Origin of the sequence: Thioclava sp. L04-15, assembly GCF_002020275.1 — a bacterium.
GTDB lineage: Bacteria > Pseudomonadota > Alphaproteobacteria > Rhodobacterales > Rhodobacteraceae > Thioclava > Thioclava marina.
The window spans coordinates 685,143-709,840 of the sequence record NZ_MPZW01000001.1; the positions used below are offsets into that span (position 1 = coordinate 685,143).

Genomic DNA, 24,698 nt, shown 5'->3' on the forward strand with positions numbered 1-24,698 from the left:
CCGAATGAAAGACGTCAAAGACTATATCCGCACCATCGCCGATTTCCCGCATGAAGGGATCATGTTCCGCGATGTGACGACCCTGTTTGCCGATCCGCGCGGCTTCCGCATGGCGATCGACCAGCTTCTTCACCCCTGGGCGGGCCAGCAGATCGACAAGGTCGTGGGGCTGGAGGCGCGTGGCTTCATCCTCGGCGGCGCGATTGCCCATCAGCTTTCGAAAGGCTTCGTGCCGATCCGCAAGAAGGGTAAACTGCCCGGCCAGACCATCAGCCAAGCCTACCAGCTCGAATATGGCGAGGCGGTGATGGAGATGCATGAAGACGCGATCCAGCCCGGCGAGAAGGTTCTGATCGTCGATGACCTTCTGGCCACGGGCGGCACCGCGCGGGCGGGCATCCAGCTGATCGAGCGCGTCGGCGGCGATATCGTCGGCCTGTCCTTCATCGTCGATCTCCCGGAACTGGGCGGGCGAAAACTGCTCGAAAGCCTCGGGATGAATGTGAACGTGCTCTGCGAGTTCGAGGGGCTGTGAGCCCGGGCCCGGTCGCTGCCGTCCTTGCCGTGGTGATCCGCGACGGGCAGGCCCTTCTGGTGCAGCGCGCGAACCCGCCCGATGCCGGACTCTGGGGATTTCCCGGCGGCAAGATCGAGTTCGGTGAGACGCTTCTCTCGGCAGCCGAGCGCGAGCTGCGCGAAGAGACCGGCGTGCGCGCAGAGGCAACGCACGCCTTCAACGCGCTTGATGTCCTTGCACAGGGCGCAGATGAGATGCTGGAGCATCATTACGTGCTGATCGCGGTCGAATGCCGCTGGCTGGCCGGAGAGCCAAGTGCTGCCGATGATGCGCTGGATGCCCGCTGGGTCGATCTCGACCGGATCGAGGATCTTCCCCTGAGCCGCGATGTGGCACGCGTCGCGCGGCAGGCCGCAGCACTGCACCATTCTCATTCGCGTTAACCCATCGCTAATGCGAATCGCGCTAGGCTGACCGCGCCTGATGGTTCGGCTGCTTGCATACACACGTGAACCGGAATGCCGCGCCCCGCCTGCTCTCCTGGTGGGGCGCGTCTCGTCTCCACCTCAGCGTTCGGCCAGAACCGCGCCGGGATTGAGGATGCCTTTCGGATCCAGCGCCGATTTGATCGCCCGCATCGCCGCCAGCTTGCCCGGATCGCCGTAACGCTCCAGATCGCCGACCTTGAGCCGCCCGATCCCATGCTCGGCCGAGATCGAACCGCCGAAGCGATCCACCAGATCGTAGACCGTCTCGGGAATCGCGCGGCGCAGGTTTTCGTATTCCTTGCGATCGCGCCCTTCCGCCGGGAAGGCGTTGAAATGCAGGTTGCCGTCCCCGACATGACCGAAGCAGTTGATGCGGATATCGGCCAAAGCGCGCAGGGCCGCCTCGGCCTCTTCGATGAACTGAGCCAGCTTCGGCAGCGGCAGCGAAATGTCATGGCTGGAAATCGAACCGATCCGCTTGTTCGCCTCCGGCAGGCTCTCGCGCAGGGTCCACATCTGGGCGCGCTGGCTCTCGGAGCTTGCGATGACCCCGTCACGCACAAGGCCCTCGCCCGCCACGAAGAGCCCCGCCAACGCCTCTTCCGGCGCCAGCCCCTCCGGCAGGCCGATCTCGATCAGCACCGACCAGTCCGGGCGCGCGGCAAATGGCTGATGCACCTCCGGGCCGACGGCATCCAGAAACCGCAGCCCCTGCCCCGAAATCAGCTCGAAAGCCGAGACACAACCCGGCATCCGCGCTTCGGCCAGTTCCAGCAATGCCAGCGCCGCCGACGGGCTTTCGACCACCATCATCGCCGTGCCGACCGCCGCAGGTTTTGGCAACAGCCGCAACGTCGCCGCGGTGATGATCCCCAACGTGCCCTCGGACCCGATCAGCAGGTCCTTCAGGTCGTAGCCCGTGTTGTCCTTGCGCAGATGTTTCAGCCCCGAGATCACCGCGCCATCGGCCAGCACCGCCTCGACCCCCAGGCAGAGCTCACGGGCATTGCCATAGCGTAGCACGTTCACGCCGCCCGCATTGGTCGCCAGCACGCCACCGATCCGCGCCGAGCCCTGGCTCGCGATGGTCAGCGGGAACAGCCGTCCCGCGCGATCCGCCGCCTGCTGCGCGTCCAGAAGTGTCGCGCCCGCCTCGATCTCCAGCACATGGCCAGTGACCGCCCGTACCGACGCCATCTTCTCAAGGCTCACGATCACCGGCGCGGGGCCCTCTTCGATGATCTGGCCACCGACCAGCCCGGTCCCGCCGCCAAAGGGCACCACCCCTACACCCGCACTGTGGCAGGTCCGCAGAATCGCCGCGACCTGTGCCGTCGAGACGGGCTTCACCAGAACCCCGCCGCAGCCCTTGTAACGCCCGCGAGGCTCCTCGAGATAAGATACCCCCGGCGCGCCGATGCTCAGCCCCGGCACCTCTGCGCGCAGCGTCTCGACAAAGCTCTCATCGGCAGGTGCGCGCATCGAACACTCCTTCGAATTGGCCCAAATATCCCGGGGGTGAGGCTGTCAAGCCGAGGGGGCAGCGCCCCCTTCCTGACCTGTCTCATTCGTCTTGCGGCAGAGGTGTCCGCACCTCCGCCCCGTATGCGTGGCCCGCCTTATCGCCAGGTCGGATGGAAACGGTTCGCCGGGCTCAACGTGAAGATCTCGCAGCCATCCGCGGTCACCCCAACCGAATGCTCGAATTGCGCGCTCAGCGACTTGTCACGCGTCACGGCGGTCCAATCATCGGCGAGAACCTTGGTCTCGGGGCGGCCCAGATTGACCATCGGCTCGATCGTAAAGATCATGCCTTCCTCGAGCACCGCCCCCGAACCCGCGCGCCCGTAATGGAGCACGTTCGGCGGTGCGTGGAAGACCTTGCCGACACCATGGCCGCAGAAGTCACGCACCACCGACATCCGGTGGCCTTCGACGAATTTCTGGATCGCATGGCCGATATCGCCGAAGGTGTTGCCCGGCTTGACCTGTTCGATCCCGATCATCAGCGCGTCATGGGTGACCTGGATCAGCCGCTCGGCCTTCCGGCTCAGGGTACCCGCGACATACATGCGCGAGCTGTCCCCGTACCAGCCATCGAGGATCACCGTCACGTCGATATTGATGATATCGCCATCCTTGAGCTTCTTGTCGCCCGGGATGCCGTGGCAGACCACATGGTTGACCGAGATGCAGCTCGCATGGCGATACCCGCGATAGCCGATCGTGGCCGAAGTCGCGCCCAGCTCGGTGACGCGCTTGTCGATGAAAGCGTCGAGCTCGCCGGTGCTTACCCCCGGCTTCACCAGATCCGCCACCTCGTCGAGGATCTGCGCGGTCACCTGCGAGGCGGCGCGCATTCCAGCGAAATCGCTCTGGTCGTAAATCCGGATACCGTCTTTGGTCACTCGGGCCTGATTGTCGTCCAAGGGTCCACTCCTTGCAGGTTGCGGGCTCTAGATAGTCACAAAAGAACGCCTTGGCCAGTGCCCGCTCTTTTCCCCTGCCCCGCTGCACCCTATACCAAGGCGAAAGGAGCCTCCCAGATGCCCAATCCCACCGCAGCGATCCTGATCATCGGCGACGAGATCCTCACCGGCCGCACCCGCGAGGGCAACGCCCATTTCCTTGCCGGAAAGCTGGCCGAACATGGCATCACCTGCCGCCAGATCCGGGTCGTGCCGGACGATAACGACGTGATCGTGGCGGCGGTGCGTGAGCTTTCGACAAGCCACGATCATCTTTTCACGAGCGGCGGCATCGGCCCGACCCATGACGACATCACCGCCGATGCGGTGGCCGAGGCGATGGGGGCCTCGCTCGACATACGCGACGACGCGCGCATGATCCTCGCAGAACATTACGCCGCGCGCGGGGTCGAGTTCACCACCGCCCGGCTGCGCATGGCCCGCATTCCCGCGGTCGCCGAGCTGATCGACAACCCGGTCTCGGGCGCACCGGGCTTCTCGCTGGGCAATGTCCATGTGATGGCGGGCGTGCCCAACATCTTCCAGGCGATGGTCGAGGGGCTCTTGCCGAAGCTCACCGGGGGCGCACCGCTGATCTCGCGAAACTGGCAGGTGATGGTCGCGGAGGCCTCCGTGGCCGATGAGCTGCGCGAGATCGCGGCGCGCTTTCCCGATCTCTCGATCGGGTCCTATCCCTTCGTGCAGGAGGGGCGATACGGGACAAATCTCGTCACCCGCGGCACCGATCCCGGGCGGGTCGAGGTGGGCTGGCAAGCGCTGAAGACCGCTTTCCCGGAGGGCAAATGACCGACGCCTACGCGATCATCGATGCAACCTGGCCCCCCGCGCAGTTTCGCCGTGCCGGAGGGTTCCTGATCCGCGACGGTCAGGGTGGCGGCTCGCGCGTCAGCTGCGCCACGCTCGAAGGTCCGCTGGAAGAGGCCGACATCCCGGCCGCGGAGGCTGCCCACCGCGCCCTCGGCCAGACCCCGCGCTTCATGATCCGCGATGGCGAAGACGCATTCGATGCGGTGCTCGAAGGGCGGGGCTACGAGGCCTATGATCCGGTCCGTCTGTGGTCGGCACCGATCGAGCAGGTGCAAGGTGAGGTGCCTCCCGTCACGGCCTTCGCCCATTGGCCACCGCTCCAGATCGCCCGCGATCTCTGGTCTGAGCTTGACGTCGGCCCCGAACGTCAGGCGATCATGGAGCGCGTCACCGGCCCGAAAGCCTGTGTCCTGGGCCGCAAGCAGGATCGCGCGGCAGGCGTGGCCTTCGTCGCTCTCCACGAGGGTGCGGCGATGCTGCACGCGCTTGCTGTCGCCCCCCGGTTCCGCCGCATGGGGCTCGCGCGCCAGATGGTTCACGAGGCTGCCCGCTGGGCCGCCGAGGCAGGGGCTACGCGCTTCGAGATGATCGTGACGCTTGCCAATGATGCCTCGAACGGGCTTGCGCGTGACCTCGGGATGGAAGCGCGCGCGCAGTATCACTACCGCCGCAAGGAGGATGCCCTGTGACCCGTCTGGCTGGCTTCGCGCTCGCGACGTTGATCGCCGCGCCCGCGCTGGCCGAGCCGCTCGCGCTCAGCCTGCCCGGTGGCGCGACCCAATCGGCGCAGGCGTCGAGCCCGGCGACAAGCTACGCGCTCGCCGTCGGCCCGTGGCAGGATGGCGCGATCGAGCATATCGCGCTTGAGGGCGCGCGCAGCGACACCGCCTGGCGGCTCCGGGCGAACCAGAACACGACGCTCCAGATCCTCGCACCGCTGCGCGACCAGTTGACCGAGGCTGGTTACACACTGCTTTACGAGTGCGACACCGATGCCTGTGGTGGCTTCGATTTTCGCTATGCGCTCGACCTGCTGCCCGAGCCCTCGATGCATGTCGACTTGGGCGATTTCCGCTATCTCGCAGCGCGCAAGGGCGAGGAATATGTCGCGATCACGGTCTCGCGCTCGTCGGAGTCGGGATTTATCCAGATTACCGATCTCAGCGTACAGGACGTGACCCCGGCGCGGCCCGACAATCCGCTCGCGACACCTCTGCCCGCCGCCCCGTTGACGACGAATGCCACTGCGACCCCACCTTCGGCATTCGCCCGCGCGCTCGAAACCCGGGGCTCCGTCGCGCTCGACGATCTCGACTTTCCGTCTGGCGCGGCGACCCTCGGACCCGGAGAATTCGCCTCGCTTGCGGCCCTGGCGGAGTTTCTGAAGGCCAACCCGGACATGCAGGTCATGCTGGTCGGGCATACCGATGCGGTGGGCTCGCTGGCCGCGAATATCGCGCTTTCGAAGAAACGCGCCCAGTCTGTGCGCAGCAAGTTGATCTCCGACTATGGCACCGACCCGGCCCAGGTCAGCGCCGAGGGCGCGGGCTTCCTCGCGCCGCGCGCGAGCAGCCTGACGAAAGAGGGGCGCGAGAAAAACAGACGGGTCGAAGTGGTTCTCACTTCGACCCGCAGTTAGCGCGGTCCGGGCTGCTCGGACCCCGCAGGGGAAGATCGGCTCACCAGTTGTCAGGACCCTTCTCGGCGAAGGTCTGGGCGAGAAAATCGATGAAGGCGCGCACTTTCGGCTGGGTGAAACGGCCCGGCGGATAGATCGCGTAGATGCCCAGCGTCTCCATCGGCAGGTCGGGCATTGCCTCTTCCACGAGGCCCTGGCGCATCGCATCGGCATAAAGGAAGGACGGCAGGTAGGCGATGCCGAGCCCCGCGATGCAGGCATGCAGCAGCGATTGGCCGTCATTGACCGTCAGCCAGCCCGCCGAGCGCACCTGACGACGCTCGCCCGAGGGCGCGGTCAGCTTCCAGACATTGCCCGCCGACTGGTTCGAGTAATGCAGCAGCTTGTGTTCGTTGAGGTCGTCGATCCGCTCGGGGCGGCCGTATTTCGCGAAATACTCGGGTGCGGCGATCATCCGGCGCGAGGTTTCGGTCAGCTTGCGCGCGCGCAGGCTGCTATCCTCCAGCTCGCCGACGCGGATCGCCATATCGAACCCTTCCGAGATCAGTTCGACGTAGCGGTTGTTCAGCACCATGTTCACGGTGATATCGGGGAATTCCTGCAGGAAATCGCCCAGAACGGGCGACAGAAGGTTCACGCCGAAATCCGTCGCGACCGAAATGCGCAGCAGACCCGAAGGCGCGGTCTGCATCGAGGTGACCAGCGCGTCGGCCTCGCCCGCATCGTTGAGCACCCGGCGTGCGCGATCGTAATAGGCCAGACCGATCTCGGTCGGGGAAACGCGGCGCGTGGTGCGGTTGAGCAGACGCGCGCCAAGGCGCGCCTCGAGCGCGGAGACGTGCTTCGACACGGCGGATTTGGAAATGCCCATCTTCTTCGCGGCATCTGTGAAGCCGCCCTGGTCGACGACCATTGCGAAGGCTTCCATTTCAGTCAGGCGATCCATCTAGCGCACCTTTGCGGAACTCGTTTTGTTTGTCGTTGTCGTCCGTTTTCGAGGTCAAATCGGGCGCAAATGGGGCCTCAGGGCGACAATAAGGGGGAAATGTCACGGGTTGGTTACTCTCACGAAACGGTCTCACCGCCTATGGATTTCCAAGGAAACAAGGCGATTACACATCTTCCGCGACGGATCCGAAGGCGCAATGACGCCGCGTTTGACGTGACAACGCGGGTCGCGCTCGCAACAGTGCTGCCCAAATCAGGGAGGGTTTCATGAGCCAGTATCCGCATCTCTTCACGCCGCTCGATCTGGGCCATGTCACGCTGCCTAACCGCGTGCTGATGGGCTCGATGCACACCAATCTCGAAGAGCGCGGCAATTGGAACGCGGTAGCCGAGTTCTATGCCGAGCGCGCGCGCGGCGGCGTCGCACTGATGGTGACCGGCGGCATGGCCCCCAATGCCGAAGGGGGCGTGTTTCCCGGTGCGGCGGGTCTTTTCACGCCGCAGGACATCGCCAACCACCGCCTGATCACCGATCGCGTCCATGAAGCGGGCGGGCGGATCGCGATGCAGATCCTCCATGCGGGCCGCTATGCTTACGGTCCCGATTGTGTCTCGGCCTCGGCCATCAAGTCCCCGATCTCCCCTTTCCCGCCGAGAGAACTCGACGAGGCCGGGATCGAGAAGCAGATCGCCGATATAGCGACCTCTGCCGCGCGCGCGCGCGAGGCGGGCTATGACGGGGTCGAGGTGATGGGCTCGGAAGGGTATTTCCTCAACCAGTTCCTCGTGCGCCATACGAACAAGCGCGAGGATCGCTGGGGCGGATCGTTCGAGAACCGGATGCGCCTTCCCGTCGAGGTGGTGCGCCGCGTGCGTGAGGCGGTCGGCCCCGATTTCATCGTGATCTACCGCATCTCGCTCATCGATCTGATCCCCGACGGCTCGACCTGGGAGGAAGTCGTCACACTTGCCAAGGCCATCGAGGCTGCCGGAGCCACGATCCTCAACACCGGCATCGGTTGGCACGAGGCCCGCGTGCCCACCATCGCGACCTCGGTGCCGCGCGCGGCCTTCACCTGGCTGACCGGACGGCTGCGCCCCGAGGTCTCGATCCCGGTGATTACCTCGAACCGGATCAACAATCCCGCCACCGCGGAAAGCGTGCTGGCCGAAGGTTGCGCCGATATGGTGTCGATGGCGCGCCCCTTCCTCGCCGATCCCGATTTCGTGGTGAAAGCCCGGGAAGGCCGCGCCGCAGAGATCGCGCCTTGCATCGCCTGCAACCAGGCCTGCCTCGACCACACCTTCCAGGGCAAGGTGTCGTCCTGCCTCGTGAACCCGCGCGCGGGCCACGAGACCGAGATCACCATCACGCCGACCGACGCGCCCAAGACCATCGCCGTCGTCGGCGCCGGACCCGCGGGCCTTTCGGCCGCGATAACCGCCGCGCAGCGCGGCCACGCGGTCACCGTCTTCGATCGCGGCGCCGAGATCGGCGGCCAGCTGACCATGGCGCGTGCGATCCCCGGCAAGGAAGAATTCCACGGCCTCACCGACTGGTTTGCCACGATGGCCGCGAAGACCGGGGTGACGCTGAAACTCAACACCGAAGCCACGGTCGACGCGCTGGCCGGGTTCGACGAGATCATCATCGCCACCGGTGTCCTGCCGCGCGACCCCGCGATCCCGAACGAGCGCGGGCAGGTCGTCAGCTACATCGACATCCTCAAGGGCCGTGTGACCGCAGGACCGCGTGTCGCGGTAATCGGCGCGGGCGGGATTGGCTTCGACGTGGCCGAATTCCTGACCGTCAGCGACAGCCCGACGCTCGACCTCGAGGAATGGAAGCGCGAATGGGGCGTCGGCGATCCGGCGGCAACCCCGGGCGGTCTGGCCGAGCCGCAGCCCGAAGCGCCCGCGCGCACCGTCACCCTGCTACAGCGCAAGCGCGAGAAACTGGGGCGTCACCTTGGGAAAACCACCGGCTGGATTCACCGCGCGGCGCTTCAGATGAAGGACGTGAAAATGATCGGCGGGGTGAATTACGAGAAGATCACCGCAGAGGGGCTGCATGTCACCTTCGGCGAAGCGCGTGAGAACCCGACGCTGATCCAAGCCGATACGGTCGTGCTTTGCGCGGGTCAGCTCTCGGATCGCACGCTTGCCGATCAGCTGATCGCGGCGGGCCGCAGCCCGCATGTGATCGGCGGCGCGGATGTCGCGGCCGAGCTGGACGCGAAACGCGCGATCGATCAGGGCACGCGCCTCGCCGCCGCGCTTTGAGGAATGGGAGGGGCGCGCCCCTCCCGCTCAGATACAGCGCCCGCCATCGACCTCCATCGCGACGCCGGTGATCATGCTCGCTTCGTCCGAGCACAGAAACAGCGCCGCGTTGGCCATATCCTCGGGGGTCGAAAACCGCCCGAGCGGGATCGTGGCGAGGAATTTCGCGCGCACCTCGGGCGTGTCCTCGCCCATGAAGCTTTTCAGAAGCGGCGTCTCTCCGGCGACCGGATTGATTGCGTTGACGCGGATACCCTCGGGCGCGAGCTCCACCGCCATCGCGCGGGTCGCGGTAATCATCCAGCCCTTCGAGGCATTGTACCAGTTGAGCCTGGGCCGCGGGCTCACGCCAGCGGTGGAGGCCACGTTGAGGATCGCACCCGAGCCCTGCGCCTTCATCAGCGGTACGATGTGGCGCGCGGTCAGGTAGACCGACTTGGCATTCACGTTGAGGACACGGTCGAACTCTTCCTCGGTGACCTCTTCCATCGGTTTGGGCAGATGGGTCGTGCCTGCATTGTTCACGAGGATGTCGATCCGACCCCAGGTGTCCTGCGCGGCCCTAGTCATCGCGGCGACGTCCGCATTGCGGCTGACATCGACAGCGCAGGCGATCCCGCCGATCTCCTTGGCGACCGCCTGCGCGGCGTCTTCGTTCAGATCGGCGACCATGACGCGCGCGCCCTCGGCGGCGAAACGGCGCGCGATGCCCGCGCCGAAGCCCGAGCCCGCACCGGTGACGATGGCGGTCTTGTTCTCAAGTCTCATGTGGCTCCTCCCTCCGGCGCACTGTGGCAGAAGGGAGGACGCGCGCAAGGGGCTCGGTCGCCCCGCTCAGACGGCGATATTGTCGATCAGACGCACGTCGCCCAGCCAGAGTGCGGCAAGCATCCGCACCGGCTCCGCCAGATCTTCCGCAGGACGCAGCCCGTCGACGGTGCGAAGTTCGAGATATTCGATCTCGCGGAACCCAGCCTCTAGCAGCGCGGCTTCGGCATTGGTCAGCGCGATCTCCGCCGAGGCGCCGTCCCGGATCTCGGAGGCCGCAAGCTGCATGATCTCATGCAGACGCGGGGCGACCTCACGCTCGGCCTCGGTCAGACGCACGTTGCGCGAGGACATGGCGAGCCCGTCTTCCTCGCGGATCGTCGGGCAGCCGATGATGCGGGTCGGAATGTTGAGATCGCGCACGAGGCGCTGGACGACCTGCAATTGCTGCCAGTCCTTCTCACCGAAAAAGGCGCGCCCCGCCTGCGTCATCCCGAAGAGCTTCGAGCAGACCGTGGCAACCCCGTCGAAATGGCCGGGCCGGAACGCGCCCTCGAGCGGCTCGGTGATGCCCGTGATCGAAACGGTCGTGGCAAAGCCATCGGGATAGACCTCGTCCACGCCGGGCGCGAAGAGCACATCGACGCCCTCGGCCTCAAGCAACGCCAGATCGCGGGCCTCGTCGCGCGGGTATTTGTCGAGGTCAGAGGCATTGTTGAACTGCATCGGGTTGACGAAGACTGTCACGATCACCCGGTCCGACTGCTCGCGGGCTGCACGTGCGAGGCTCAGATGGCCATCATGCAGCGCCCCCATCGTCGGCACCACGCCCACCAGCATGCCCGAACGTTTCCAGGCGGCCACCTTGTCGCGCAGCTCGGCGGCGGTACGGATTACTTGCGTCATTTCTTGACCTCATCGGCAAAGCTGTGCTCGGCCGCCGGGAAGGAGCGCTCGCGCACCTCCGCCGCGTAATCGGCCACGGCCGCCTCGGCCGCCACCCCGAGCTGCCCGAAACGCTTGACGAATTTCGGTTTGAAATCGGCGAAGAGACCCAGCATGTCGTCGACCACGAGCACCTGACCGTCGCAACCCGCACCGGCACCGATCCCCACGGTCGGGATCGCGACCTCGGCGGTGATCTCATCGGCGAGCCCCTGCGGCACTTTCTCGAGCACGACCGAGAACGCCCCCGCTTCGGCGACGGCCTTCGCATCCGCGATCAACCGGGCACGGCCCTCGCCACGGCCCTGCACCTTGTAGCCGCCCAGCGTGTTCACCGATTGCGGCGTCAGCCCGATATGCGCCATCACCGGGATGCCGCGCGCCACGAGAAACGCGATCGTCTCGGCCATGTGCACCCCGCCTTCAAGCTTCACCGCCCCCGCGCCGGTCTCGGCCATCAGCCGGGCGGCGTTGCGAAACGCCTGCGCGGGGCTTTCCTCGTAAGAGCCGAAGGGCATGTCGATCACCATCAGCGCGTTCGACAGCCCCCGCGCGACGGCCTGACCGTGCATCACCATCATCTCCATCGTGACGCCCAGGGTCGAGGGCAGCCCGTGCAACACCATGCCGACAGAGTCGCCCACCAGCACCAGATCGCAATGCGGATCGACCAGCTTCGCGATCGGCGTCGTATAGGCGGTGAGGCACACGATCGGCGCGCCGCCCTTCATGGCAAGAATGTCGGCGGGCATCTTCTGACGCGAGGTTCCAGTGGCGCTCATGGGGCAATCCTCCCTGATCTGCTTGGTCGCGACTCCTAACGTTCCAAGCCGCACAAGGGAAGATAGGAATGCCGCAACGCCGCAACACGGGGGAGATCGGAGGGGCTTTTCCCCTCTTTCAAACACGAAAAAAGGCGCGGCCCATCAGGCGCCGCGCCGTTTTCGTGGTGCATGAATTTTGGCTCAGTTGCTTGCCAGTGTCCCGACGGGACAAGGCGCGGTGCCAGGATAACCGCAATCGGCCGATTGTGCGGTTTCACCCGACGCGCCCACCTGCTCTGCCAGCGCCACCGAGGCTTCGTGCTGCTCCTGCTCGACCTTGTTCTGATCGGCGATCAGCCCGGCCTCCCAGGCCTTCTGGTCTTCCGCGATCGCGACCTGGTTATAGGCCGAGACGACATAGCCCGAATGGAGCTGGACCACCGGCCCTTCCATGTCGAGGCTTTCCTCGCGATTGCGCACCTTCACCTCGGTCCCTTTCGGAATCTTGTTGAAGAGGTCGATGATGTCTTGGTTGAACAGACGGATACAGCCCGCCGAAGTCGCCCGCCCGATCGAGGAGGGGTCCATCGTGCCGTGGATGCGGTAATAGGTATCCTTGCCGTCCTTGTAGAGATAAAGCGCCCGAGCCCCGAGCGGGTTGTCGAGACCACCGGGCAGACCATCTTTGAGCGGCCCGTAAAGATCGGGATCTTCATTGATCATGTTCTGTGTGGGCGTCCAGCTGGGATATTCCTGCTTGCGCTGGATCGTGGCATCGCCCGCGAAGCCCTTGCCATCACGGCCCACGGCTACACCGTAACGCTCGGCCTGTCCGGGGGCGGTGATGTAATAGAGGAAGCGCGCATAGGGATCGACGACGATCGTGCCGACCGGCTCGGGGCCATGGTAGGGCACGATCTGGCGACGGTTGCGCTCGACGAGATATTTTGGGTTCACCGCCGGGATTTCCTTCCCGTCATCGTTGCGGGCCTGATACTCCGCGGGGACCGTTTTGCTCGACTGGGTCGGCTGGGCATATTGGTGCGGCTCGCTCGCGCAGGCCGCCAGAATGCCGAGAAGACCCACCAGCAATGCAGGTCGGGTCACACGATTGAGCGTCATCGAACACGTGGTCACTTGCAATTCCCTGTCTCTCTTCGGAGGGCGCGCCCGCGCCCGGTTCCCGATCACCAATCCGCTAGATAGGTGAAAGTTCCCTCCTCTCACACTAACATGAATGTGATCGAGTCCCCTTCTCTCCCCGTCGGCGGAAAGCCGCCCCCTTGACCTCGCCCGATCCGCGACGGACCTTGACACCATTCGCGAGACGAGAGGAGGCGCCCCGGATGACCCTGCCGCTATGGTTCGACCCCGAAGAAATGCTGATCGGGGGCCGCTGGCGCCGCAGCTCCGAGACCCTGGCCGTCGAGAATCCCTCGGATGGATCGGAAATGGCGAGGGTCGCACGCGGAACCCCCTTTGACATCGACGAGGCCGTGGCCGCGGCGCAAGACGCGCTCGATGGCGACTGGGGCCGGTTTACCGCCGTCGAGCGTGGCCGTCTCCTGATGAAGATGTCGGCCCTCGTGCTCTCGCGCATCGACGATCTCGCGGTGATCGAGGCAATGGATGTCGGAAAACCTCTGAGCCAGGCACGCGCCGATGTGACCGCACTCGCCCGCTACCTGGAATTCTACGGCGGCGCCGCCGACAAGGTGATGGGCGAGACGATCCCCTATCTGAACGGTTACACCGCCTATACCCTGCGCGAACCCCATGGCGTGACGGCCCATATCGTGCCCTGGAATTACCCGATGCAAATCATCGGCCGGTCCGTCGGCGCAGCCCTCGCGATGGGCAATGCCGCTGTCGTCAAGCCGGCCGAGGAAGCCTCGCTGACAGCCCTTGCCTTCGCCCGGATCGCCGAAGAGGCCGGAATGCCCGCAGGCGCGCTGAACATCGTCCCCGGGCTGGGCGAGGAAGCGGGGGCCGCGCTGTCTTCGCATCCGGGCATCAACCACATCTCCTTCACCGGCTCGGTCGCGGTGGGACAGCTCATTCAGGCCGCCGCTGCGGCAAATGTCGTGCCCGTCACGCTCGAACTGGGCGGCAAATCCCCCCAGCTCGTCTTCGCCGATGCCGATCTCGACCGCGCGCTGCCATTCCTGATCAATGCGGGCATCCAGAATGCGGGGCAGACCTGCTCGGCGGCCTCGCGGATCCTGGTCGAGCGCACGCGCTACGATGAAGTGCTCGAGAAGATGGCTGCATGCTATCGCGAGCTGGTCGTGGGCCCGGCGCTTGCCGATCACAATCTCGGCCCGCTGATCTCACGCCACCAGAAACACATCGTCGAGGCCTATCTGAGTCTCGCCTCGGATCTGACCATCGCCGCGCAAGGCACGATCGCCGGGGACGCACCCGCGACCGGCCATTACGTCGCGCCCACCCTGATTGGTGGCGGCCATGGTGGGCACAGGCTTGCACAAGAGGAGATCTTCGGCCCGGCGCAGATCGTCATTCCCTTCGAGGATGAGGAAGACGCCGTCGCCATCGCCAACGGGACCGATTATGGGCTCGTGGCTTCGGTCTGGTCCGAAAACGGCCCCCGCCTGATGCGCCTCGCCAAACGGTTGCGCGCAGGACAGGTGTTTCTCAACAATTACGGCGCAGGCGGCGGGGTCGAACTTCCCTTCGGCGGGACCGGAAAATCCGGCCATGGCCGCGAGAAGGGGTTCGAAGCGCTCCACGGCTTTTCCAGCCTGAAGACCGTCGCTGCCTGGCACGGCTGATCCCGCTTCTTCTTGACGAAAATATCTCGGGGGAGTCCGCGCCAGCGGACGGGGGCAGAGCCCCCTTCTCTTCCATTATCTGTCGCCCTCCAGCGACGGGGCAGAGCCCCCCTTCGCAAGTAAAGGTCTCGCTCAGGGTGTCAGCAACTCCGCCAGCACCAGCGCCATCACCTTGGCACTGTCGGCCATGTCGGTGATGCCCACCCATTCGTCGGGCTGATGGGCCAGTTCCAGCAATCCCGGACCATAGGCGATGCAGTTCTTCAGCCGCCCGATCCGGTCGATATGTTTCTGGTCATAAGTGCCCGGACTGACGACATAGGCCGCCTCGCGCCCCAGCACCGCTTCGATCGCGGCGGCGGTCGAGCGCACCACGGGCGCATCGTGCTCCGTCATCGAGGGCTGCACCTCGAAGAGATCGCGGATCTCGTAGCGAAACGTAGGCCGGCGCACCTTTACCCGCTCCATCAGCGCGGTGATCTCTGCCTTCACCTCGGCGAGATCCTCCTCGATGAGGAAGCGCCGGTCGATCACGATGCGGCAGCGATCGGCCACGCAGGGCGCGGGCAGGCCGGTATAGTCCGCCTCCTGCTCGGCTTCGCCGCCATGGATCGAGTTGATGTTCAGCGTCGAGGCCCGCGCGCCCTCGGGGATCACCGGCATCTCGGTGCGCTTGCCCAGCAGGAGCGGATAGAGCGTCTCCTCCATCTCGGCCAGAACCGCCCCCATATGGCGGATCGCGCTGTCGCCGAGGAATGGCATCGAGCCATGCGCGATCCGACCCATCGTCTCGATTTCCGCCCACCAGACGCCGCGATGACCGAGGCAGATCTGATCCTTGTGGAGGGGCTCGGGGATGATGACGTGCTGAACGCGTGCGGGATCGAACCGGCCTTGCGTCGCGAGATAGGCCACCCCTCCATAGCCTCCCGTTTCCTCGTCAGCCGTGGCCGAGATCTCGATCGTACCCGCGAAATCCGGGCACACCGCCAGGAACGCCTCCGCCGCGATCACCGAGGCGGCAAGCCCGCCCTTCATGTCGCAAGCCCCGCGCCCGTAGATCCGATCACCCTCGATCTCTGCGCCGAACGGATCGCGGGTCCAGCCGTGGCCGACCTCGACCACGTCGTGATGCGAGTTGAAATGCACGCACTCACCGACGCGCGCTCCCTCGATCCGCGCGATGAGGTTCCAGCGCGGATACCGTTCGCTGTCGCCGGGCGCATCCTGCGCGCGGATCAGCTCCGTCGCAAAGCCTCGCGCGCCGAGCCGGTCCGCGAGATATTCGCAGATCTCGAGATAATGCCGCCCCGGCGGGTTGAGCGTCGGGATGCGGATGAGATCCTGGGTCAGCGCGACCAGATCGTCGCGACGGCTGTAGATCTCGAGCTTGAGGCGCGCAGCAAGGTCCATGCCGCCACGCTAGACCCGCCCCGGCCCGCGCTCCAAGCGGAAAACGCATGGCCAAGAACGACCCGGCGCGCTATTGCAGGGCAAACCCGGCGAGGGCGTCGGGCAGGAGGACGATGATGAACCTGTTTCTGGGCTTTGCGCTGGTGATCTGCATCGCCGTGGGCGGCTGGCTGTCGAAATATGACTGGGCGAAACTGCTCGCGCTGGTACCGGTCGGAATGCTGCTGCCGGCCTTCTACATGACCGGCACCGCCTGCGGCGCGGGCTTCGTGTTCAATTTCTTCTCGGATGCTGGCAGCTGCACGAACGGCTACGCCCCGCGCCAGATGTTCGCCGCGACCTATGTGATGGCGCTGATCCCCGTCGCCGTCGCTGCCATCGCGATCAAGCTGATCCGCATGGCCATGGCCGCGCGCAAGGGCTGAGACCGGGGTCGGAGCGAGGGCAGAGGCTGGCCTTCGCCGCCGCGCACGCTTAGGCTTCACCCGTTCTGGCAAGGAGCGCAGGATGCTGGCACTTATCCGCCTGGCGATTTTCGGCCTGATCGCGCTGACGATCCTGTTCTGGCTGGTGCGGATCTATGCCCGCTCGCTGCGTCGAGAATCGCTCGAGAAGGAATGGGACGTCACCCATGCCTATGGTGAGACGGCACAGCCCCGCGACGCTTTTGTCGAAGAAGGCATGCGGGATTACGAAAAGAGTCTGCTGCGCAAGCTGATCTGGCTTGTGTATGTGCTGCCGATCGGGCTGATCGCGGTGATTGTCTATTTCATGAATTACAGGTGAGGGTGCGATGCGTTACGTGAAATGGGGCTTCTGGGCGGTGCTGTTCGCCATCGTGGCGACGTTCCTGCATTACAACCTGCCGCGCCACGACATCGTGCGCATCGTCGGCACCGAGGTGCGCCGCGTCGATTTCGGCGAGAACTCGATCTTCTGGGCCACGCCGGATGTGGGCACCGCGAATGCCACGAGCCGCGACGTGCGCTTCATCAACACGGTACGCCCGAACGGCAAGACGCTGGTGTTTCGCAACGAGGATACCGGCTGGGGCTGGCCGCCCTATTTCAAGCTCGACAGCTCCGATCTTCAGGCCCAGGCCGAATCGCAGATCTCGACCCAGGCGGACCCGATCTGGGTGTCGGTGACGCGCTATGGCTGGCGCTCGCGCTGGCTGAGCATCTTCCCCAACGCGGTTGGGCTGAAAGTCGTGCCCAGCCCCGATACGCGGATCATCCCTTGGGCGAATATCATCATCCTCACCCTGCTCATTCTGATCTTGCTCACGATCCGCGCCATGTGGCGGCAATTCCGCGAGCGTTCGATTGACCCGCTGATCGACGATGCGGGCGAGGCCTGGGACGATGCCGAAGAGGGCGCGAAAGGGTTCTTCGACCGGCTCTTCGGAAGGAAATGAGCGCAAGGGGCACGGCCCCGCGCGCGTACCACCCCGGTATATTGCAAGCAGCTGGATGGACGAGGATCAGACCTCGCCGCGCTCGAACCGCTCGCGCATGAGACGGTCGGCCACCTCGAGCACCAGCGCATCCTCGCCCAGTCGGCCCACGACCTGCACCCCGATCGGGCGGCCCGCGCTGTCTTCGAGCACCGGGACCGTGCAGGCGGGAAAGCCCAGAAGCGACCAGATCCGGTTGAAGGCGGGATCGCCCGTGCCGCTCTCGAAAGCCGGGGCTGCGCCGGCGGCGGCCGGGGTCAGCCAGATGTCTCCGGGAGAGGTCTCTGCCATCATGCGCTGACGGAAGGCCAGCATCGCGGCCCGGTCGGTCAGACGCTGCTCGGACGTTTGCGCCGCGCCCTCCTCGATCTGCGCGCGCAGTTTTTCGGAAAGACGGTCAGCGCCGATCTCATATTCATGCGCCAGCGCCTCGGAGGCTTCGACGGCCATGATCCGTGCATGTAGCGCGGGAATATCGCGCATCGCAGCGCTCAGCGCGGCACCGAATGGCGCGCTCTGGGCGGCGGGCAGGCTGGCCTCGAAATCCGTCCAGGCGGCATGGAGGTCGGGCGTTCCCATCTCCCATGTCGGCCCCCGGAAAACTGCAAGGCGCGGTGTGCCCCCTGTCTGCCCCGGTTGCAGGGCGAGCCCCGAGAGCGCCTCGATCGCGAGCGCCGCATCGGGCACCGAGCGTGCGAAAGCTCCGACCGTGTCGAAAGAGCGGGCGAAGACGGCCACGCCCCAGGTCTCGACCAGATCGAAAGAGGGCTTGTAGCCGACCACCCCGCAGAAGGAAGCGGGACGGATGATCGAGCCGGAGGTCTGCGTACCCAGCGCAAGCGGCACCATTCCGGCGGCGACCGCAGCGGCCGAACCCGAGGAAGAGCCGCCCGGCGTCGCCCCCGGCACCGCCGGGTTGCGGGTGCGGCAGGGCTGATAGCCCGCGAATTCCGTCGTCTCGGTCTTGCCAAGGATTACCGCCCCGGCCGCCCGTGCAAGCGCCACCGACCCCGCGTCGAATTGCGCGATCCGGTCGGCCCAGATCGGCGAACCGCAGCGCCAGGGCATATCGCGCACCGCGAAGATATCCTTGATCCCGAACGTCACCCCGTGCAGCCGCCCGCGCATCGGTCCCGCATCAAGCGCGCGAGCACGGGCAAGTGCGCCTTCGCTGTCCAGATGCACCCACGCGCCGATCTCGTCTTCCACAGCGGCGCACCGTTCAAGCCGTGCGCGCAGAGCGCGCTCCGCGCTCAGCCGCCCCTCCGAGATGGCGCGCACCGTCGCGACCGCTCCGGGCAGATTCTCCGCCAGATCCTTCATTGGCTCATCCCTCCCACTGGCCCAGCGCCGCGCGGTAGATCCTAACCGCTTCTTCGAGACGTGACAGGGCGACATATTCGTCGGTTTTATGTGCAAGCCCCGGCTCTCCGGGACCAAGAATGACGGTCGGCACCCCATCCAGAGCGGGCGTGAAGATCGACGCGTCGGTGAAATAGCTCATCGCCATCGGATCGGAGGGCTGCCCCGCCTCAAGGGCGGTGAGAGCGGTGATCGCCGCCAACCACGGAACGTTCGGATCGGTCCAGACGGCGGGCAGGTCGATTATCCGCGACAGCTCTGCCCCGGCGGGCAGACACGCTTCTATTTTCGCCACGAGTTCGTCATGCACCACGCCCGGCACCGAGCGCAGATCGAGCGTAACCTCGCAGCGATCGGGAACGGAATTGGTGTTCAGCCCGCCGGAGATCGTGCCGATATTCAGGCTCGGCGCGCCCATCACCGGATGCGCAGAGCCAAGATCGAGCATCTTGATCTGCGCAAGCGCGGCCATCGCGAGTTCGATCGCGTTCACCCCCGCCTCGGGGGCCGAGCCATGCGCGGTCACCCCGTGGAAAACGAGCCGCAGCCAGAGTGCGCCCTTATGCCCGGGCACTGCACGGTTCGCGGTGGGTTCGGCCACAATCAGCGCGCCGATCGGCGGCAGCGGGCCGGCCGCGACCATCGCGCGGGCGCCGTCACTGCCGGTTTCCTCGCCCGCAGTGAGCAGGATCGCGATCCCACCCGGCGGCACCGGCGCATCGAGCGCAGCGCAGAGAAAGGCCGCGACGCCGCCTTTCATGTCGGTGCTGCCCCGCCCGTAGAGCTTGCCGTCTTCGATCAGACCGTCATGCGGCGGGTAGCGCCACGCGGAACCACCCAGCGGCACCGTGTCGAGATGCCCGGTGAAGCCAAGCGCCTGACCAGCACCGGTCCCCTTCGTAGCGATCAGGTTGCTGCGGTCCGGGCCTTGCGCAATGACCTCGACATCGAACCCGCCACCGCGCAGCAGATCGGCGCAGAAGGCCATCACCTCGACCTCCTGTCCGGGCGGATTGATGGTGTCGAAACCGATCAGGCGGCGGGTGAGGTCAGTGACATCCATCCCGTCACCCGAAATAGGCTTCGTGCACGGCCTCATCAGAGGCGAGATCGGCGGCCGCCCCCTGCGCGACCAGCTTGCCGCCCGAGAGCACATAACCGTAATCGGAAATCGCGAGCGTCTGGCGCACGTTCTGTTCGACGAGGAACACGGTGATCCCCTCGTCGCGGATGCCCTGGATGATGCGGAAGTTCTCTTTTACGTAGAGCGGCGAGAGGCCGAGCGAGGGCTCGTCGATCAGCAGGATCTTCGGCCCGCCCATCAGCCCGCGCCCGATCGAGACCATCGCCTGTTCACCGCCCGACATCGTGCCCGCGAGCTGGTCGCGTCGCTCGGCAAGCCGCGGGAACAGCGTGAAGACCTTGTCGAGCCGCTGCCGGATCAGCGCCTCTTCGCGCACCTGATAGGCGCCGAGGCGCAGGTTTTCGGTCACGCTCATCTTGGGGAACATGCGACGGCCTTCGGGGATCGCGGCGATGCCGCGCGCGATCACCTTGTGGGTCGGCAGACCCGTGATGTCCTCGCCCTCGAGCTTGATCGTGCCCGCATTGGGCGGCGTCAGCCCGAGGATCGCACGGATCAGGGTCGATTTCCCCGCGCCGTTCGAGCCCAGCAAGCAGGTGATCTTGCCCGGCGCGACGTCAAGCGAGACATCGTGGAGAACATCGGCCTTGTCATAGGCCGCGCGGAGGTTGCGGATTTCGATCCCTGCCATCAGTCGGCTCCCAGATAGGCGTTTTGCACTTCGCTGTCGGCGGCCACCTCGGCATAGGTGCCCTCGGCGATCTTGCGGCCATAGCTGAGCACGATGCAGCGGTCGGTGATACGTTCGATCACGCCCATCTCGTGCTCGACGATGATGATCGAGAGCCCTTCGCCGCGCGCGCGCACGTCGAGGATATCGTCCATCAGCTGGTGGGTTTCGTCATGGGTCATCCCCGCCGAGGGCTCGTCGAGCAGCAAAAGGCGCGGGCCCGAGATCAACGCGCGGCAGATCTCGATCCGGCGGCGCTCGATCATCGGCAAGGTGCCCACGGGCTGATCCATCCGATCGGCCAGATGCCCCGAGAAGGTCGCCACGAGATCACGCGCCTGGCGGCGGGTCATGTCGAGCTGCTCTTGCAGCCCGCGCCGTGAAATCAGGTTCGACCACAGCCCACGCACGAGCCGCGAGGTGTCGCCGATCATGATATTGTCGTAGATCGAGAGCGGCAGGCACAGGCGCGAGCGCTGGAAGGTCCGCACGATCCCCGCCTCATAGACCGCGCGCGGATCGGCACCGGTGATTTCCTGCCCCTCGAAGAAGACCTGCCCCCCGGTCGGTCCGTAGATGCCGGTGAGCACGTTGAAACTGGTGGTCTTGCCCGAACCGTTCGGGCCGATCAGGCCGAGGATCTCGCTCTGGTCGAGCGTCATCGAGAAATCGTCCAGTGCGGTGACCCCGCCGAAACGCTTCACGACATTGCGGAATTCAAGCAACGGTCCGGTCATGCGTCGGTCCTCCGGTTTGGGAAGAAGTTGCGAAGATGGCGCGGCAGGATGCCCTCGGGGCGGAACAGCAGCACCAGCATCACGAGGATCGAGAAGAGCAGGAACCGGTATTCCTGAAGGAGTTGCAGCTTTTCGGGCAAGAGCACCACGATCGCGGCTGCGATCGCGCCGCCCCAGGGGCTGCCAAGCCCGCCCAGGAGCACGATCGACACCAGCAGCAGGCTGTCGGAAAAGGTGAAGGAGGCCGGCGCGATGAAGGAGATCATCATCCCGTAAAGCGCCCCGCTCACCCCGAGGATCACGTTGCCAAGCAGGAAGGCGAGGATCTTTGTGCGCTTGACCGAGATCCCGAAGCACGCGGCGGCCGTCTCATCCAGTCGCACTGCATCCATGTGCAACCCGATCCAGCTGCGCTCCAAGCGTCGGAACAGGACGAAGACCAGCGCCGCCAGCCCCGCCGCGAGCAGCGCGTAGTTGACGTAGAAGGAAATCTCGAGGTTGCCGAGGCTCGGCGCGTTGTAGAAATCCCACCCGAAGAGCTTCATCGAATTGACCATCAGCCCCTGCGGGCCGCCGAGGATCTCGTTGACCTCGAGAAAGGTGCGGAACAGCACGCCGAAGGCGATGGTGACGACAGCGGCGTAATGGCCCGTCGTGCGCACGATCGGGATCAGCAGCGGCAGGCTGATCGCCATCGCGACGATCCCGCCCGCAAGCAGGATCAAGAGCGGCGGGATCACCGCCACATTGCCCAGCACCGCGGCCGTATAAGCGCCTGCGCCGAAGAAAGCCGCGCCCGCGAAATTCACGAGGCCGGTGAAGCCGAACTGGATGTTCAGCCCCAGCGACGCCACGAAATAGAGCAACACCGTCGAGATCATCAGCAGCGCGAAATGCGAGCCCGACAGGACCAGGATCAGCCCGATCAGCACCGCAAAGGCGAGGCGGTTGAGCCGCGTCTCCGAGGCCGCCCAGTCACGCTCGACGCGCCGCACGAAGCCGGTCTTGATCGCGACGCCGGTCGCCACGACTGCAAGCACGAGCAGCGAGAGAACCTGCCAGGTTTCCTCGGCCATCAGCAGTGCCCAGGAGTAGAGCCCCGCGGCCACGATCACCGCAGCGGCGGAGATCCAGGGGCGCGAGAGCTGCGATTGCGGGAGGGAAATATCGGTCATCTGTCTTACACCCGGTCGCTGGAACGTTCAGGGATCAGCCCGGTCGGCTTCCATGCCATCAGGGCAATCACCACGGCGAAGGCGAACACGTCCTTGTAGGCCGAGGCGAAGGGCAGAAGGGCCGCGCCGATGACCTGAAGCCCCGCGAAGAGGAAGCCGCCCAGGATCGCGCCATAGAGATTGCCCAGCCCCCCGATGATCGCCGCCGAGAAGCCGATCAGGCCGAGGATCAGTCCCATGCCGAAATTGATCTCGTTGTAGTAGAGCCCGTTCATGATGCCCGCGAAGGCCGCCACGCCCGAGCCGATCGCGAAGGTCGCCAGCACGACGAGCGTGTAGTTGATCCCCATCGTGCGCGCCGTCTCTTCGTCCTGCGCCACGGCGCGGATCGCGAGGCCCAGACGCGTGCGGTTGATCACGAGATTCAGAAGCCCGATCAGCCCCAGCCCAGACACCACCAGGATCACACTGTCGGCGCGCAGCGCAAAGCTGCCGATCTCGACCGAGGCGTCGGGCAGCAGCGCCGGAAAGGCCTTGGGGTTCGAACCGTTCGGGTAGAACAGCCGCACCGCCTCGCGGATCGCCGTGCCCAGCATCAGCGTGATCAGCAGCGTATTGAGCTGCGGCGCCTTCTTGAGCGGGAGGATCAGCCAGTTCGCGATCGCCGCCCCGATCAGGGCCGTGCCTGCGAGGCTGCACAACAGCACACCCGCGAGCTGGATCCATGGATTGACGATCCCGATCGCCTCCAGGCCGAGCCAGGCGGTAAAGCCGATGAAGGTGCCCAGCATGAGCACATCGCCGTGGCTGAACTTGATGACATCGAGCACGCCGAAGAACAGCGTGAACCCCACCGCAACGAGCGCATACATTGTTCCGAGCAGGATGCCGTTGGCGAGGTATTGAGCGATCAGACCGAGATCCATTCGTGCCTCTTCGTTTCCCGAGAAATTGGAGAGGCGGGCCGCGACCGGCCCGCCCGTGTTCAGATGTTCCGCCTTATTTCGGCGCGACGAGCGACAGCGTACCCTTGGCGTAATCGCTGTCCTCCCACACGACCCACTTGCCGCCCTGCGCCACATAGGCGGTGATCAGCGCGACAGTGTTCTGGCCGTGATCGTCGAAGGTGATCGGGCCGGTGATCGAGTCGTGCTCCTTGACCTTCGACATGTAGTCGACGACCGCCTTGCGATCCGGGCCCGAGGCCTCGACCGCGTCGATCAGCAGATCCATCGCGGCGAAGGCGAAGGGACCGTAGGCTTCGGGCGGGCTGTCGTAACCGGCGGCGTTGTATTCCTTGAGGAAATAGGCGCCACCCGGCAGTTTCTCGGCCGGAGCGCCTTCGAGGAAGGTCACGGTGCCTTCGGCGAGATCGCCGCCCAGACCCTCGAAGAAGGCATCGGACTTGATCCCCGAGACACCCTCGAAGACGGCCTCGATGCCCAGCTTCTCCATCTGCTGACGCACGCGCACACCACCCGGGGTGAGGCCCGCATAGACCACGACATCGGGGTTGAGTGCCTTCACCTGGGTCAGCTCGGCAGTGAAGTCCTGCTGGTCGGAGGTCACGCCGAAGGTGCCGACCACCTCGGCCCCGTCCTGAGCGAGGAACTGCGACAGGTACTTGTTGTGACCTTTGCCGTAATCAGTCGTGTCATGGATGATCGCGAAGGTCTTGTAGCCAAGCCCGGTCATGAACTGGGCGGCCTTTTCGTTCTGGTTGATCATCGTGCCGTTGACGCGGGTGATCTCGGGGTAGTCGTTGCCATAGGTGATATCGGGCAGCACCGCGCCCCAGACCGTCATCGGCAGGCCGAAGCGGTGATAGACATCGACCGTGCCCATCGCCACGGCCGAGCAGTAATGCGCGATCGTGCCGATGACCTTGCGATCGGTCGCCATCTTGGTTGCGACCTGCACGCCGACATTCGGTTTGCATTCGTCATCGAGCGCGACGAGCTCATAATGATATTTCGAGTCCGGGTCGGCATTGCGCAGCTTCACCGCAAGTTCAGCCGAATTGCGCCCGCCCAGCCCCATCGAGGAGACGCCGCCCGTCAGCGGTCCGATGAAGCCCAGCTCGACCGTATCCTTGGCCTGCGCACCTGTCGCGACGAGCAGCCCTGCCGTGGCGCCGAGCGTGAAGACGATCCGACGAAGCCCGTTTCCAGTATTGAATTTCATTCCACTTTCCTCAAGGTTGCCTGACGAAGATTGAGATGTGAGGAAAGCTTGCGTCGCGTTTTTGAATAGGATTCAACTTTTTCTCGATATTTTCGATATTTTTGACATACATTACAA

General features: G+C 65.2%; 25 protein-coding genes. 10 read left to right on the plus strand and 15 right to left on the minus strand.

Annotated features, from left to right (window positions below; all coding sequences use genetic code 11):
• The first annotated feature begins 4 nt into the window (after positions 1-4).
• Positions 5-535: an adenine phosphoribosyltransferase gene (locus tag BMI90_RS03375; RefSeq protein ID WP_078526015.1), complete on the plus strand. Its 531-nt coding sequence runs from the start codon at positions 5-7 to the stop codon at positions 533-535.
• A complete protein-coding gene (locus BMI90_RS03380; protein ID WP_078526017.1) occupies positions 532-960 on the plus strand; it encodes an NUDIX hydrolase in 429 nt (142 codons plus the stop codon). The genes BMI90_RS03375 and BMI90_RS03380 overlap by 4 nt, the downstream gene beginning before the upstream one ends.
• A gap of 123 nt (positions 961-1,083) precedes the next feature.
• On the opposite strand, the gene BMI90_RS03385 is transcribed toward BMI90_RS03380, so the two are convergent.
• Both BMI90_RS03385 and map read right to left on the minus strand, forming a co-directional pair.
• On the minus strand, positions 1,084-2,487 hold the full coding sequence (locus BMI90_RS03385) for an FAD-binding oxidoreductase (protein WP_078526019.1): 1,404 nt from the start codon (positions 2,485-2,487) through the stop codon (positions 1,084-1,086).
• A 137-nt stretch (positions 2,488-2,624) separates the two neighbouring features.
• Positions 2,625-3,434 (minus strand): type I methionyl aminopeptidase, encoded by an 810-nt coding sequence (gene map / locus BMI90_RS03390; RefSeq protein WP_078526021.1) that lies wholly within the window; start codon positions 3,432-3,434, stop codon positions 2,625-2,627.
• 117 nt (positions 3,435-3,551) lie between these two features.
• Between map and BMI90_RS03395 the strand changes: the two genes are divergently transcribed.
• The 3 genes from BMI90_RS03395 to BMI90_RS03405 are packed head-to-tail and all read left to right on the plus strand — an operon-like array spanning position 3,552 to position 5,940.
• Positions 3,552-4,280, plus strand: a complete 729-nt coding sequence (locus BMI90_RS03395; RefSeq protein WP_078526023.1) for a molybdopterin-binding protein — start codon at positions 3,552-3,554, stop codon at positions 4,278-4,280.
• Complete coding sequence (locus tag BMI90_RS03400; RefSeq protein ID WP_078526025.1) at positions 4,277-4,990, plus strand: GNAT family N-acetyltransferase; 714 nt, start codon at positions 4,277-4,279, stop codon at positions 4,988-4,990. Before BMI90_RS03395 ends, BMI90_RS03400 begins: the two co-directional genes overlap by 4 nt.
• Positions 4,987-5,940: an OmpA family protein gene (locus BMI90_RS03405; RefSeq protein ID WP_078526027.1), complete on the plus strand. Its 954-nt coding sequence runs from the start codon at positions 4,987-4,989 to the stop codon at positions 5,938-5,940. The genes BMI90_RS03400 and BMI90_RS03405 overlap by 4 nt, the downstream gene beginning before the upstream one ends.
• Before the next feature lie 40 nt (positions 5,941-5,980).
• Here the strand turns inward: BMI90_RS03405 and BMI90_RS03410 are convergent, their stop codons facing one another.
• The gene (locus BMI90_RS03410) at positions 5,981-6,886 is read right to left on the minus strand and encodes a LysR family transcriptional regulator (RefSeq protein WP_078526029.1); all 906 of its coding nucleotides are present in this window, start codon (positions 6,884-6,886) and stop codon (positions 5,981-5,983) included.
• A gap of 269 nt (positions 6,887-7,155) precedes the next feature.
• Between BMI90_RS03410 and BMI90_RS03415 the strand changes: the two genes are divergently transcribed.
• The gene (locus tag BMI90_RS03415; protein ID WP_078526031.1) at positions 7,156-9,171 is read left to right on the plus strand and encodes an NADPH-dependent 2,4-dienoyl-CoA reductase; all 2,016 of its coding nucleotides are present in this window, start codon (positions 7,156-7,158) and stop codon (positions 9,169-9,171) included.
• A 27-nt stretch (positions 9,172-9,198) separates the two neighbouring features.
• Here the strand turns inward: BMI90_RS03415 and BMI90_RS03420 are convergent, their stop codons facing one another.
• The 4 genes from BMI90_RS03420 to BMI90_RS03435 form a co-directional block, all read right to left on the minus strand.
• Complete coding sequence (locus BMI90_RS03420; protein WP_078526033.1) at positions 9,199-9,939, minus strand: SDR family oxidoreductase; 741 nt, start codon at positions 9,937-9,939, stop codon at positions 9,199-9,201.
• A 66-nt stretch (positions 9,940-10,005) separates the two neighbouring features.
• Entirely contained in the window at positions 10,006-10,845 is an 840-nt protein-coding gene (gene panC, locus BMI90_RS03425; protein ID WP_078526035.1) for a pantoate--beta-alanine ligase, read from the minus strand.
• Positions 10,842-11,666 carry a 3-methyl-2-oxobutanoate hydroxymethyltransferase gene (gene panB / locus BMI90_RS03430; protein WP_078526037.1) on the minus strand — a complete coding sequence of 275 codons (825 nt, stop codon included), beginning with the start codon at positions 11,664-11,666 and terminating at the stop codon, positions 10,842-10,844. Before panB ends, panC begins: the two co-directional genes overlap by 4 nt.
• Positions 11,667-11,849: 183 nt before the next feature.
• Entirely contained in the window at positions 11,850-12,785 is a 936-nt protein-coding gene (locus BMI90_RS03435) for a L,D-transpeptidase (protein WP_337957669.1), read from the minus strand.
• 209 nt (positions 12,786-12,994) lie between these two features.
• Here BMI90_RS03435 and BMI90_RS03440 point away from each other — a divergent pair, with 209 nt between their 5' ends.
• Complete coding sequence (locus BMI90_RS03440) at positions 12,995-14,440, plus strand: aldehyde dehydrogenase family protein (RefSeq protein ID WP_078526041.1); 1,446 nt, start codon at positions 12,995-12,997, stop codon at positions 14,438-14,440.
• 132 nt (positions 14,441-14,572) lie between these two features.
• On the opposite strand, the gene BMI90_RS03445 is transcribed toward BMI90_RS03440, so the two are convergent.
• Positions 14,573-15,853, minus strand: a complete 1,281-nt coding sequence (locus BMI90_RS03445; RefSeq protein ID WP_078526043.1) for an acetylornithine deacetylase/succinyl-diaminopimelate desuccinylase family protein — start codon at positions 15,851-15,853, stop codon at positions 14,573-14,575.
• A gap of 116 nt (positions 15,854-15,969) precedes the next feature.
• Here BMI90_RS03445 and BMI90_RS03450 point away from each other — a divergent pair, with 116 nt between their 5' ends.
• The 3 genes from BMI90_RS03450 (at position 15,970) to BMI90_RS03460 (ending at position 17,270) form a co-directional block, all read left to right on the plus strand.
• Positions 15,970-16,278, plus strand: a complete 309-nt coding sequence (locus tag BMI90_RS03450; RefSeq protein ID WP_078526045.1) for a hypothetical protein — start codon at positions 15,970-15,972, stop codon at positions 16,276-16,278.
• 82 nt (positions 16,279-16,360) lie between these two features.
• Entirely contained in the window at positions 16,361-16,639 is a 279-nt protein-coding gene (locus BMI90_RS03455) for a hypothetical protein (protein ID WP_078526047.1), read from the plus strand.
• A gap of 7 nt (positions 16,640-16,646) precedes the next feature.
• Positions 16,647-17,270, plus strand: a complete 624-nt coding sequence (locus BMI90_RS03460) for a DUF1523 family protein (RefSeq protein WP_078526049.1) — start codon at positions 16,647-16,649, stop codon at positions 17,268-17,270.
• Positions 17,271-17,336: 66 nt separating this feature from the next.
• Here the strand turns inward: BMI90_RS03460 and BMI90_RS03465 are convergent, their stop codons facing one another.
• The 7 genes from BMI90_RS03465 to BMI90_RS03495 all read right to left on the minus strand — a co-directional run bounded on the left by BMI90_RS03465 (position 17,337) and on the right by BMI90_RS03495 (position 24,581).
• Complete coding sequence (locus BMI90_RS03465; RefSeq protein ID WP_168172711.1) at positions 17,337-18,632, minus strand: amidase; 1,296 nt, start codon at positions 18,630-18,632, stop codon at positions 17,337-17,339.
• Positions 18,633-18,636: 4 nt separating this feature from the next.
• Positions 18,637-19,734 (minus strand): M20 family metallopeptidase, encoded by a 1,098-nt coding sequence (locus BMI90_RS03470; RefSeq protein ID WP_078526053.1) that lies wholly within the window; start codon positions 19,732-19,734, stop codon positions 18,637-18,639.
• A 4-nt stretch (positions 19,735-19,738) separates the two neighbouring features.
• Positions 19,739-20,446, minus strand: coding sequence for an ABC transporter ATP-binding protein (locus tag BMI90_RS03475; RefSeq protein WP_078526055.1), 708 nt, complete (start codon positions 20,444-20,446; stop codon positions 19,739-19,741).
• Positions 20,446-21,222 carry an ABC transporter ATP-binding protein gene (locus BMI90_RS03480; protein ID WP_078526057.1) on the minus strand — a complete coding sequence of 259 codons (777 nt, stop codon included), beginning with the start codon at positions 21,220-21,222 and terminating at the stop codon, positions 20,446-20,448. Before BMI90_RS03480 ends, BMI90_RS03475 begins: the two co-directional genes overlap by 1 nt.
• Positions 21,219-22,397 (minus strand): branched-chain amino acid ABC transporter permease, encoded by a 1,179-nt coding sequence (locus BMI90_RS03485; RefSeq protein WP_078526059.1) that lies wholly within the window; start codon positions 22,395-22,397, stop codon positions 21,219-21,221. Before BMI90_RS03485 ends, BMI90_RS03480 begins: the two co-directional genes overlap by 4 nt.
• A gap of 5 nt (positions 22,398-22,402) precedes the next feature.
• Complete coding sequence (locus BMI90_RS03490; RefSeq protein WP_078526061.1) at positions 22,403-23,323, minus strand: branched-chain amino acid ABC transporter permease; 921 nt, start codon at positions 23,321-23,323, stop codon at positions 22,403-22,405.
• A 73-nt stretch (positions 23,324-23,396) separates the two neighbouring features.
• On the minus strand, positions 23,397-24,581 hold the full coding sequence (locus BMI90_RS03495) for a branched-chain amino acid ABC transporter substrate-binding protein (RefSeq protein WP_078526063.1): 1,185 nt from the start codon (positions 24,579-24,581) through the stop codon (positions 23,397-23,399).
• Positions 24,582-24,698: the final 117 nt, after the last annotated feature.

Excerpts from the sequence above, each read along its gene's own strand:
- BMI90_RS03420 (WP_078526033.1), bottom strand. The coding sequence starts at position 9,939 with ATGAGACTTGAGAACAAGACCGCCATCGTCACCGGTGCGGGCTCGGGC.
- BMI90_RS03395 (WP_078526023.1), top strand. The coding sequence starts at position 3,552 with ATGCCCAATCCCACCGCAGCGATCCTGATCATCGGCGACGAGATCCTC.
- BMI90_RS03485 (WP_078526059.1), bottom strand. The coding sequence starts at position 22,397 with ATGACCGATATTTCCCTCCCGCAATCGCAGCTCTCGCGCCCCTGGATC.
- BMI90_RS03445 (WP_078526043.1), bottom strand. The coding sequence starts at position 15,853 with ATGGACCTTGCTGCGCGCCTCAAGCTCGAGATCTACAGCCGTCGCGAC.
- BMI90_RS03385 (WP_078526019.1), bottom strand. The coding sequence starts at position 2,487 with ATGCGCGCACCTGCCGATGAGAGCTTTGTCGAGACGCTGCGCGCAGAG.
- BMI90_RS03490 (WP_078526061.1), bottom strand. The coding sequence starts at position 23,323 with ATGGATCTCGGTCTGATCGCTCAATACCTCGCCAACGGCATCCTGCTC.
- BMI90_RS03460 (WP_078526049.1), top strand. The coding sequence starts at position 16,647 with ATGCGTTACGTGAAATGGGGCTTCTGGGCGGTGCTGTTCGCCATCGTG.
- BMI90_RS03475 (WP_078526055.1), bottom strand. The coding sequence starts at position 20,446 with ATGGCAGGGATCGAAATCCGCAACCTCCGCGCGGCCTATGACAAGGCC.
- BMI90_RS03400 (WP_078526025.1), top strand. The coding sequence starts at position 4,277 with ATGACCGACGCCTACGCGATCATCGATGCAACCTGGCCCCCCGCGCAG.
- BMI90_RS03410 (WP_078526029.1), bottom strand. The coding sequence starts at position 6,886 with ATGGATCGCCTGACTGAAATGGAAGCCTTCGCAATGGTCGTCGACCAG.
- BMI90_RS03440 (WP_078526041.1), top strand. The coding sequence starts at position 12,995 with ATGACCCTGCCGCTATGGTTCGACCCCGAAGAAATGCTGATCGGGGGC.
- panB (WP_078526037.1), bottom strand. The coding sequence starts at position 11,666 with ATGAGCGCCACTGGAACCTCGCGTCAGAAGATGCCCGCCGACATTCTT.
- panC (WP_078526035.1), bottom strand. The coding sequence starts at position 10,845 with ATGACGCAAGTAATCCGTACCGCCGCCGAGCTGCGCGACAAGGTGGCC.
- BMI90_RS03465 (WP_168172711.1), bottom strand. The coding sequence starts at position 18,632 with ATGAAGGATCTGGCGGAGAATCTGCCCGGAGCGGTCGCGACGGTGCGC.
- BMI90_RS03470 (WP_078526053.1), bottom strand. The coding sequence starts at position 19,734 with ATGGATGTCACTGACCTCACCCGCCGCCTGATCGGTTTCGACACCATC.
- BMI90_RS03480 (WP_078526057.1), bottom strand. The coding sequence starts at position 21,222 with ATGACCGGACCGTTGCTTGAATTCCGCAATGTCGTGAAGCGTTTCGGC.
- BMI90_RS03375 (WP_078526015.1), top strand. The coding sequence starts at position 5 with ATGAAAGACGTCAAAGACTATATCCGCACCATCGCCGATTTCCCGCAT.
- BMI90_RS03415 (WP_078526031.1), top strand. The coding sequence starts at position 7,156 with ATGAGCCAGTATCCGCATCTCTTCACGCCGCTCGATCTGGGCCATGTC.
- BMI90_RS03450 (WP_078526045.1), top strand. The coding sequence starts at position 15,970 with ATGAACCTGTTTCTGGGCTTTGCGCTGGTGATCTGCATCGCCGTGGGC.
- BMI90_RS03495 (WP_078526063.1), bottom strand. The coding sequence starts at position 24,581 with ATGAAATTCAATACTGGAAACGGGCTTCGTCGGATCGTCTTCACGCTC.
- BMI90_RS03455 (WP_078526047.1), top strand. The coding sequence starts at position 16,361 with ATGCTGGCACTTATCCGCCTGGCGATTTTCGGCCTGATCGCGCTGACG.